Here is a 9,763-nt window from a genome sequence, read left to right as displayed (position 1 = left end):
ATGGAGAAAAAGAAGCAGGAGGGCTACTTCTGATGGCCCACTTCAATCAAAACCCGCTCATCCCGGCGAAAGCCGGGACCCAAGCTGACTTGACGATGTGCGCGACGAGCCGCCGCCTGGGTCCCGGCTTTCGCCGGGACGAGCGGTTGAGAGGGCAATTCTAAGATGGCCCACCAATCCGACCTCATCGCCGATGACATCGAGGCCTATCTCAAGGCTCACGAACACAAGAGCCTGCTGCGGTTCCTGACCTGCGGCTCGGTGGACGACGGCAAGTCGACGCTGATCGGCCGTCTGCTCTACGACTCCAAGATGATCTTCGAGGATCAACTTGCGGCCCTTGAAGCTGACTCGAAGCGGGTTGGGACCCAGGGCGGCGATATCGACTTCGCCCTGCTGGTCGACGGCCTGGCCGCCGAGCGCGAGCAAGGCATCACCATCGACGTCGCCTACCGGTTCTTCTCTACCGACAAGCGCAAGTTCATCGTCGCCGACACCCCCGGCCACGAGCAGTACACCCGCAACATGGTGACCGGCGCCTCGACCGCCGACGCCGCCATCATTCTGATCGACGCGCGAAAGGGCGTGCTGACCCAGACGCGTCGGCACTCCTATCTCGTCAGCCTGCTCGGCATCCGCCACGTCGTCCTGGCCATCAACAAGATGGACCTGGTCGGCTGGAGCCAGGAGACCTTCGACACCATCCTGGCCGAGTACCGAGACTTCGCCGACCAGATCGGCATCAAGCAGTTCACCGCCATCCCGATGTCGGCGCTGAAGGGCGACAACATCACCGCCCACAGCGACGCCGCCCCCTGGTACGACGGCCCGGCTCTCCTGCCGCTGCTGGAAACCCTGCCGGTCGACGACCACCTGCAGGAAAAGCCCTTCCGCATGCCGGTCCAGTGGGTCAACCGCCCCAATCTGGACTTCCGCGGCTTCTCGGGCCTGATCTCCTCGGGCACCATCCGCCCCGGCGACAAGATCAAGGCCCTGCCGTCGGGCCGCGAGAGCACGGTCGAGCGCATCGTCACCTTCCGCGACGACCTGGAAGTCGCCGTCGCCGGCCAATCGGTGACCTTGACCCTGACCGACGAGATCGACATCTCGCGCGGCGACGTGATCGCCGAAGCCGGCGCCCCGCCGCCCGTCGCCGATCAGTTCGAGGCGACGGTGGTGTGGATGGACGACGAAGCCATGCTGCCTGGCCGCCCCTACCTGCTGAAGCTCGGAACCCGGACCGTCTCGGCCCAGATCACCGAGCCCAAGTACAAGATCAATGTGAACACCCTCGAGCACTTGGCCGCCAAGCGCCTGGAGCTTAACGAGATCGGTGTCTGCAACCTCTCGCTGGACGCACCGATCGCGTTTGACGCCTATGCCGAGAACCACGACCTGGGCGGCTTCATCCTGGTCGACCGGATTTCCAACCGCACGGTTGGCGCGGGCATGCTGCACTTCGCCCTGCGCCGCAGCCAGAACATCCACTGGCAGGCGCTGGACGTCGACAAAACCTCGCGCGCCGCCCTCAAGGGCCAACGTGGCCGTGTCGTCTGGCTGACCGGCCTCTCGGGCTCGGGCAAGTCGACCATCGCCAACCTGGTCGAAAAACGCCTGCACGCCGACGGCCGCCACACCTACCTGCTGGACGGCGACAATGGCCGCCACGGCCTGAACAAGGACCTCGGCTTCACCGACGAGGACCGCGTCGAGAACATCCGCCGGGTGGCCGAAGTCTCCAAGCTGATGGTCGACGCCGGCCTGATCGTGCTGGTCTCGTTCATCTCGCCGTTCCGGGCCGAGCGCCGACTGGCGCGCGACCTCCAGGCCGAGGGCGATTTCGTCGAGGTCTATGTGAACACGCCGCTGGCGATCGCCGAGCAACGCGACGTGAAGGGACTCTACAAGAAGGCCCGCGCCGGGGAGTTGAAGAACTTCACCGGCATCGACAGCCCCTACGAGCCGCCGGAACATGCCGAGATCACCGTCGACACCACCGCGATGTCGGCGACGGAAGCCGCCGAGCGCATCGTCGCCTGGCTGGAAGGCGAACTCGACTACTCGATCTAAAGGATGTTGGACGGGGCGCAGGCCCCGTCCAAATCCGATCAGATGACGCCCTGCGCCCGCATGGCGTCGGCGACCTTCACGAAGCCGGCGATGTTGGCCCCGTCGACATAGCTCACCGTGCCATCGGGCCGCTTGCCGTACTGCAGGCACGAGGCGTGGATGCCGCGCATGATCTCCAGCAGACGCTGATCGACCTCTTCACGCGGCCACGACAACCGCATGGCGTTCTGGCTCATCTCCAGGCCCGAGGTCGCGACGCCGCCGGCGTTACTGGCCTTGCCCGGACCAAACAGCACGCCCGCCTCCTCGAAGACCTTCACCGCATCGGCGGTCGAAGGCATGTTCGCGCCCTCGGCGACGCAGAGGACGCCATTGGCCACCAGCTTTTCGGCGTCATGTCCGTCGAGTTCGTTCTGCGTCGCGCACGGCAGAGCGATGTCACAGGGCACGTGCCAGGGCCGCACGCCCGCCTCGAACCGCAGGCCCAGCTTGGCGGCGTAGTCCGAGACCCGTCCGAAGTAGTGGTTCTTGACCTCCATCAACTCCGCCAACTTCTCGGGCGTGAAGCCGTCCTCGTCGATGACCGTGCCGCTGGAGTCCGAGACGGTCACCACCTTGGCGCCCATCTGCATGGCCTTCTCAACCGCGTACTGCGCGACGTTGCCGGAACCGGAAACGCAGACCCGTTGCCCCTCGATCGAGCGGCCGCCGTGGTTCAGCATCTCCTCGGCGAAATAGACCGTGCCATAGCCGGTCGCCTCGGGCCGGATCAGCGAGCCGCCAAAGCTCAGCCCCTTGCCGGTGAAGACGCTGTCGGCGCGGTTGGTCAACTTCTTCATCATGCCGGCCATGTAGCCGACCTCACGGCCGCCCACCCCGATGTCTCCGGCCGGTACGTCGGTGTCGGCGCCGATATGACGATGGAGCTCGATGATGAAGGCCTGGCAGAAGCGCATCATCTCGCCGGGGCTGCGGCCCTTGGGATCGAAGTTCGATCCGCCCTTGCCGCCCCCCATGGGCAGGGTCGTCAAGGCGTTCTTGAAGGTCTGCTCGAAAGCCAGGAACTTCAGGACCGACAGATTGACCGTCGGGTGGAAGCGGATCCCGCCCTTGAACGGGCCGATCGCCGAGCTGTGTTGGATGCGGAAGCCGCGATTGACCTGCACCTGACCTTTGTCGTCGACCCACGGCACGCGGAAGATGATCGTGCGTTCCGGCTCCACCAGGCGGTGGATCAAGCCGTGTTCACCATAGACCGGATTGCGCTCGATGAACGGCCAGAGGCTGGTCATCACCTCGGTCACCGCCTGCAGGAATTCCGGCTGCCCTTCGTTCTGGGCCGCGACGCCATTTAGGCAGTCGTCCAGGCTTTGAAACTTCATCGGGCGACCTCACCAAAGCGTTATTCTAAAAGGGTTTGAGGGCGATTTACGGGCAACCGCCGAGGCGCACAACCCAGAGCGTGAGCATAAAATGGGCAGTCACGTGCATTTGTGCGTCGTGAGAAGGCGCCAGTCCAAGGCCTTGCGTGGGGCGGAGTTGAGACCAGAACCCGCACATCTATGGCGTGATCGCGAGCAGTGACGCTACTCTCCAAGCCTGCGCCGCGGCCGAGGTGATCCTTGATGCTCAACACCCTACGCGAGGTCGCGACCTCGGCGCTCAAATCACCCGCCCGCCTACTGAGCGACGGCGACCGCAGCATGGTCGAGGCGGAGATTCACGATGCCGGCCAGCTGACCAACGTCTACGGCTTCATGCTGTTCAGCGCCTGCGGGATCGCTGCGCTCGGCCTGCTGCAATCCTCGGCGCCCGTCATCATCGGGGCCATGCTCATTTCGCCGCTGATGGGGCCGATTGTCTCCATGGGCATGGCGCTGGCGCGCGTCGATCCGCCCCGGTTCAGGACCGCGGCCCTCACCCTTTTGATCGGCGCCCTGCTGTCGGTCCTGGCCTCGACCCTCATCGTCTGGGCCTCGCCGCTCAAGGACGTGACGCCCGAGATCCTGGCCCGCACCCGGCCGACCCTGCTCGACATGGTGGTGGCGCTATTATCGGGGTTTGTCGGGGCCTATCTCTCGATCAATCGCAAGGGCGGCGCGATCGCCGGCGTCGCCATCGCCACATCGCTGATGCCGCCTCTGGCCGTCGTCGGCTATGGGCTGGCGACCGCCGCCTGGGACATCGCCGGCGGGGCGTTGCTGCTGTTCCTGACCAATGTCGTGGCCATCCTCGTCGCGGTCTTCGGCGTCGCCCGCCGCTACGGCTTCAGGTCCGTAGGCCGGCAGGGCGCGGCCTGGGAAACCCCGGCCCTGGTCGGCGTCATGGTGGCGCTCTGCATCCCCCTCGCCATGTCGCTACAAGGCATTGTCTTCGAGACCCGGGAAACCAACCGAGCCCGCGGCGCGATCAACCAGACCTTCGCCGACACCTCGCCGCATATCACCGAGCTTAAGGTCGAGGCGCAGAACAAGGGCGCGACGCAGGTGCAGGCCGTGGTGGTGACCCGCAGGTACATTCCCGGGGCCGAGGCGCAGGTCGCCGCCCAACTCGATCCCGGCGCCCAGGTGGAGATCGAGCAGATCTTGACCGCGAAAGGCGCGGCCGAACTTAATAGCAGCGCCCTGGCGGCCAGGCTTACGGCCACGACGCAGCCGCAGCCGGCCAGTCCAGAACAGCGGCTGCGCGCGATGCTCGGAGCCGTCGGCGAGGTTCAGTCGATCGAGAAGAACGCCTCAGGCCTGACCGTGGCCTTCAACATGAACCGACCTGGCGGCCTGCAGGACTATTTCGCGCTGGAGCAGGCCGCACAGCGCTTCATGCCGCAAACCCCGATCACGCTGATTCCCCCGCTCGCGCCCCTGCCCGAGGTCCGGTTCGCCTATGGCTCGACCTCGCTATCGCCCGAAGCGGCCGCGACAGTCGACGCCATCGCCTGGGCCCTCATCCGTTGGGGCGTCGCTGCGGCCAAGGTCGAGGGCCTCGCCAGTCCCGATCCCCGCGGCCGCCGGCCAGCCGACCTCCGCGTCGCGCAAGGCCGGGCATCGGTGGTGGGGGAACGTCTGCGCGCCCAAGGGATCAAGGACGTTGCCCTGAGCGCCAACGTCCCCGACACCCTGACGGGCGACGAGGCCCAATACCTGGTGGCGCGGGTGACCATGCAGCCCACCGCCCCGTCCAGCGCGGCTAGTCCTCCGTAAGCTCCGGACCAGGAAACAGCGCGCGATAGGGCCGCGCCTCGTCGACCGTCCGCGCCACCGAAGGCCTTTGCATCAATCGCTCGCAATACCTGGTCAGCACCGGGTGGTCGCCGCCGAACGGCTCCAGCCGCCCAGCATAGAACAGCGCAGGGGCCGCGGCGCAGTCGGCCAGGCTGAAGGCTTCGCCCATCGCCCAGGTCTTTCCGGCCAGATCCTTCTCCAGCACGCCATAGACGGTGCGCAGTTGGGCCCGTGCCGCGGCCACGCCCGCTGGGTCCCTCTCGCTGTCCGGCCGCAGGCGATCGCCGACGATCGCCTGCATCGGGCTCTGGACATAGAGATCGAACATCCGATCCATCAGCCGCGTCCGCCAAGCCATATCTGGGTCGGCGGGGATGAGGCGCGTCGCGCCTGGGTAGTGCAGCTCGAGATACTCGATGACGATGCTGGCCTCGGGGATCACCTCGCCCCGCACGTCGTCCTCGAGGACCGGCATCTTCCCCATGGGCCACAGCGCCAGAAACGCCGCCCGGGAGGCCTCCTCGCCTAGGTCCACGAAGCACGCTTCGAAAGGCGCGCCGTTCTCATAGAAGGCGATGATGGCCTTCTGACAGTAGGAGGCGAAGGGGTGAAGGTGCAGCTTCAGCGTCACGACGAACTCCATTGATACAGAGACCGCTTAACTATCAGCATCACCGCCAAGCCACAACAATACTTTAGTCATGACTAAACTAATTTCGCCTCCGCACACGCCGTCAGAACTGCAGCACGATCTTTCCGAAATGCTCCCCGCCCTGCATGGCGGCGAAGGCGGCGGCGGCTTCTGTCCAGGGGAACACCTTGTCGACCACAGGGCTGATGCGATGCAGTTCGATGGCTCGGCACATGGCCTCGAACATTTCTCGCGAGCCGACCGATAATCCCTGCAGCCGCGCGCTGTTGCCGATCAACGCGCCGGGGTTGACCCCCTCGCCAGCTCCGGCCACGACGCCGATGATGGCGATGTGCCCTCCGATCCGCACCGCCTTCAGGCTCTCCTGGATGGTGCCGGCCCCACCGACCTCCATGACGAAATCGGCGCCGACGCCATGCGTCGCCTCGCGTACCGCCTTGGACCAGTCCGGCGTGGTCCGGTAGTTGACCAGCGTATCGGCCCCCATCGCCTTGGCCCGGGCCAGCTTCTCGTCGGACGACGAGGTGATCACGGTCCGATAACCAGCCGCCTTGGCGAACTGCAGGCCGAAAATCGAGACCCCGCCGGTGCCTTGCAGCACCACCGTGTCGCCGGGTTCCAGCCGCGCATCCTCGAACAGCCCGCGCCAAGCGGTCAGGGCCGCGCAGGGCAAGGTCGCCACCTGCTGGTCCGTCAGGAAATCGGGAACCTTGGACACCCCGTCCTGGCTGAACGTCGCCAGCTCGCGGCCAGCGCCGGGGACCGGGAATCCGAGCGCCGAGCTGAGCTTCTCCAAGGTCGGCCGGCCCGAGGTCCAGTTCTGGAAGAACAGGGTCGCGACCCGGTCGCCCACCGCCACCCGCGTCACGCCGGGGCCGACAGCTTCGACAATGCCGCAGCCGTCCGAAAAGGGGGTGATGGTCCCGCCGGCCGTAGCCGAGCCACGGCTATACATGCCGTTGATCATCAGCATGTCGCGATAGTTCAGCGACACCGCCCTCATCCGCACCAGGACCTCGCCGTGTCCCGGCGCTGGATCGGGACGCTCCACGACCTTCAGCGCATCGGCGCCCCAAGGCGCCGCAACTTCCAAGGCCCGCATGCTGTCACTCCCTACGATCTCGTTGCGGCCATAGTCGCCGCTTCCGAAACGCCCGCAAGGCTGTCGTCGCGGAAGTCAGGCGTCGAGACGCCGGACCCCGTAGAGCCGTACCGCCCCGACGAGGCCGAGCGCCGACATCGCCGCCATGGCGAGGTAGCCCTTGGTTCCCACCGCGTCGAACAACCAGCCCGAGCCGATGGTCGCCGCCCCCATCAACAACCCGCCCGACAGCGCCGAATTGATGGTCTGGGCCGCGGACGCATTGGCCGGGGTCGAGAGCCGTTCAACCAGTTGCAGCGAAGCCAGGAAGGTCGCCGCGTACGTGAAGGTGTGCAGCGCCTGCATCAGCACGACGACCCAAAGCGGCGGTGCAAAGGAGAGCACGGTCCAGCGGATCAGGGCGGCGCCTCCACCGATCATCAGCAGATTGCGCGGCCCGATCCGTCGCCGCCACGGCTCCATGAACCACATGAAGGCGACCTCGACCGCCACAGCCACCCCCCAAAGCAATCCCGTCATGCTCTCGGGCAGGCCCTGTTGCTTCCAGGAGAGGATCGAGAATGAGTAGTAAAAGGCGTGGGCGGCCTGGATCAGGCCGACCGACACCACCACCAGCATGAAATTCTTGTCTTTCAGCAGGTCGCCCAGGCCCGCCAGCCGCTCGGCCAGCCGGCTCCCCGCCCCGCCCTCGCGCACCGGATCGGGCGGCAGCAGCCCCCTTGCGCAACCCGCCGCCAGCATGGCAGCCGCGGTAATCCAGACCAGCACCAGCTCCGGCGAGAACTTCGCCAGCAGCAGGCCGACGCCGACATTAGCGATGATAAAGGCCACAGACCCGATGCCGCGCGGCCAGCCGTAGTTGAAACCCTCGCGGCGCGCCCGGCCCAGAACGATCACGTCGGTCAGCGGGATCATGGTCGACAGGATGGTGTTGGCGACAAACCAGATGCCGAACCACCAGGCGAACCCGAACGGCGCGGCCAGCAGGCCATAGGCCAGGGCGCTCGCCAGTCCCATCAGGATCAAGGGCGTGCGCCGCAGACGGAAACTGTCGGCCCACATGGCGATGGCTGGCGCGGTCAGCGCACGCGCAAACATCGGCGCCGACAGGATCAGCCCGATTTCGGCTCCGGTGAGCCCGCGCGAGGCGAACCACACGGGAATGTACGGAGAGCTCGCCCCCGTGCCGACGAACAGGGCCGCATAGAAGAGACCAAGGCGTACGGGCTGGGACATGATCGAAATCCTGCCTATTGCGAGTCGGCGGCGACTTTCCCGTAAGATCTCGCCTTTGTTGCCGCGCTTTAACTTCCGCTAGGGCGCCTCGCCGTGTTAGCGCCAAGCTTGAAATGTCCGAACACACCAAAGCCGCCAGCGTGTCTGAACTCCTCGACCAGATCGGGGCCCGCTCAGGACGCAAGGTGTCGGTCGGCGACCTCCTCGACACCTTCGGTGATCGCGCCTTCGGCGCCCTGATGTTCGTGTTCGCGGCGCCCTTGGTGCTGCCCATGCCGCCCGGCGTCTCGGCCCTGCTAGGCGCCCCGCTGATCTTCATCACCGCCCAGTGGACCATGGGCCGCAAGACGCTCTGGCTGCCCAAGGCGCTGCTCGCGCGGACGATGAGCATGTCCGACTTCCGGTCGCTGACGGCGAAGCTGAAGCCTCACCTGGAACGGCTGGAGCGCCGCCTGCGGCCGCGCTTGACCTTCATGTACAACCCGATGGGCGACCGGCTGGTGGGCGCTCTGTGCTTCATCCTGTCGCTGATCGTTTTCCTGCCGATCCCGTTCGGCAACATGCTCCCCTCCTTCGCCATCGCCGCCTTCGCGATTGGCGGGGCCGAACGCGACGGCGTGGCGGCCCTAGTCGGCTGGGTCACGGCCATCCTCTCGATCGCGGTGCTGGCCCTGCTGTCGAAAGCGATCGTTGCGGCGGTGGTGGCGTTCTTCGCCACCCTGGTCGGGATGTTCTAGCCAGGGCCACGACTGCCGGTTGCCGGATTTCCATCTCGGCGTAAGGTCACGCTCTGGCCTTCGTCGGTGGAGACTCCCATGGACCGTCCCAACAGCCTGGACCGTGCTTTGCGCGCACGCGCCGAGGCGGTGATTCCCGGCGGCATGTACGGCCATCAGGCGGTCGGCCTGCTCCCCGACGACTATCCGCAATTCTTCTCCAAGGCGGAAGGCGCCCACATCTGGGACGTCGACGGCAATCGCTATCTCGACTTGATGTGCGCCTATGGGCCGAACCTGTTCGGCTATGCGAACCCGCAGATCGACGCGGCCTATGTGCGCCAGCTGGGTCTCGGCGACACCCTGACCGGCCCGACCGAATTGATGGTCCGGCTAGCCGAGGAACTGACCGCCCTGGTCACCCATGCCTCATGGGCGATGTTCTGCAAAAACGGCACCGACGCCACCACAATGGCGCTGATGACCGCACGCGCCCACACCCGGCGCAAGACCATCATCCGCGCCAAGGGCGCCTATCATGGCGCGGCCCCTTGGTGCACGCCGCGGCCGAGCGGCACCACCGACACCGACCGCGCCCATCAGGTGTTCTGCGACTACAACGACGTGGCCAGCCTTGAGGCCGCCGTCGCCAGGGCCGGCGACGATCTCGCCGCAATCTTCGCCGCTCCCTTCAAGCACGACGCCTTCATCGACCAGGCCGACCCCGACCTGGCCTATGCGCGGCTGGCCCGCGAGATCTGCGACC

At 66.2% G+C, this 9,763-nt stretch carries 8 protein-coding genes; 4 read left to right on the top strand and 4 right to left on the bottom strand.

What is annotated here, in order from left to right; all coding sequences use genetic code 11:
* Positions 1 to 165: 165 nt before the first annotated feature.
* The gene (gene cysN, locus Q7T84_RS03120; RefSeq protein WP_304806243.1) at positions 166 to 2,070 is read left to right on the top strand and encodes a sulfate adenylyltransferase subunit CysN; all 1,905 of its coding nucleotides are present in this window, start codon (positions 166 to 168) and stop codon (positions 2,068 to 2,070) included.
* A 38-nt stretch (positions 2,071 to 2,108) separates the two neighbouring features.
* Here cysN and gdhA read toward each other — a convergent pair whose 3' ends face one another.
* Positions 2,109 to 3,452 carry an NADP-specific glutamate dehydrogenase gene (gdhA, locus tag Q7T84_RS03115; RefSeq protein ID WP_304806242.1) on the bottom strand — a complete coding sequence of 448 codons (1,344 nt, stop codon included), beginning with the start codon at positions 3,450 to 3,452 and terminating at the stop codon, positions 2,109 to 2,111.
* Positions 3,453 to 3,695: 243 nt separating this feature from the next.
* Here gdhA and Q7T84_RS03110 point away from each other — a divergent pair, with 243 nt between their 5' ends.
* Complete coding sequence (locus Q7T84_RS03110; protein ID WP_304806241.1) at positions 3,696 to 5,270, top strand: DUF389 domain-containing protein; 1,575 nt, start codon at positions 3,696 to 3,698, stop codon at positions 5,268 to 5,270.
* Here the strand turns inward: Q7T84_RS03110 and Q7T84_RS03105 are convergent.
* The 3 genes from Q7T84_RS03105 to Q7T84_RS03095 form a co-directional block, all read right to left on the bottom strand.
* A complete protein-coding gene (locus Q7T84_RS03105) occupies positions 5,257 to 5,922 on the bottom strand; it encodes a glutathione S-transferase family protein (protein WP_304806240.1) in 666 nt (221 codons plus the stop codon). The two genes, Q7T84_RS03110 and Q7T84_RS03105, sit on opposite strands and share 14 nt — an antisense overlap.
* Positions 5,923 to 6,025: 103 nt before the next feature.
* The gene (locus tag Q7T84_RS03100) at positions 6,026 to 7,045 is read right to left on the bottom strand and encodes an NAD(P)-dependent alcohol dehydrogenase (RefSeq protein ID WP_304806239.1); all 1,020 of its coding nucleotides are present in this window, start codon (positions 7,043 to 7,045) and stop codon (positions 6,026 to 6,028) included.
* A 75-nt stretch (positions 7,046 to 7,120) separates the two neighbouring features.
* The gene (locus tag Q7T84_RS03095; RefSeq protein WP_304806238.1) at positions 7,121 to 8,281 is read right to left on the bottom strand and encodes an MFS transporter; all 1,161 of its coding nucleotides are present in this window, start codon (positions 8,279 to 8,281) and stop codon (positions 7,121 to 7,123) included.
* Positions 8,282 to 8,394: 113 nt separating this feature from the next.
* On the opposite strand from Q7T84_RS03095, the gene Q7T84_RS03090 reads away from it, so the two are divergent.
* Both Q7T84_RS03090 and Q7T84_RS03085 read left to right on the top strand, forming a co-directional pair.
* Entirely contained in the window at positions 8,395 to 9,018 is a 624-nt protein-coding gene (locus Q7T84_RS03090; RefSeq protein ID WP_304806237.1) for an exopolysaccharide biosynthesis protein, read from the top strand.
* A 78-nt stretch (positions 9,019 to 9,096) separates the two neighbouring features.
* On the top strand, positions 9,097 to 9,763 hold a 667-nt coding region (locus tag Q7T84_RS03085), incomplete at its 3' end, for an aminotransferase class III-fold pyridoxal phosphate-dependent enzyme (RefSeq protein ID WP_304806236.1).

Origin of the sequence: Phenylobacterium sp. (assembly GCF_030654915.1) — a bacterium.
GTDB lineage: Bacteria > Pseudomonadota > Alphaproteobacteria > Caulobacterales > Caulobacteraceae > Phenylobacterium.
The sequence above is the reverse complement of the archived record's forward strand: the minus strand, read 5'-3'. Positions and strand labels throughout refer to the sequence as shown.

Excerpts from the sequence above, each read along its gene's own strand:
- cysN (WP_304806243.1), top strand. The coding sequence starts at position 166 with ATGGCCCACCAATCCGACCTCATCGCCGATGACATCGAGGCCTATCTC.
- Q7T84_RS03090 (WP_304806237.1), top strand. The coding sequence starts at position 8,395 with ATGTCCGAACACACCAAAGCCGCCAGCGTGTCTGAACTCCTCGACCAG.
- Q7T84_RS03100 (WP_304806239.1), bottom strand. The coding sequence starts at position 7,045 with ATGCGGGCCTTGGAAGTTGCGGCGCCTTGGGGCGCCGATGCGCTGAAG.
- Q7T84_RS03110 (WP_304806241.1), top strand. The coding sequence starts at position 3,696 with ATGCTCAACACCCTACGCGAGGTCGCGACCTCGGCGCTCAAATCACCC.
- gdhA (WP_304806242.1), bottom strand. The coding sequence starts at position 3,452 with ATGAAGTTTCAAAGCCTGGACGACTGCCTAAATGGCGTCGCGGCCCAG.
- Q7T84_RS03095 (WP_304806238.1), bottom strand. The coding sequence starts at position 8,281 with ATGTCCCAGCCCGTACGCCTTGGTCTCTTCTATGCGGCCCTGTTCGTC.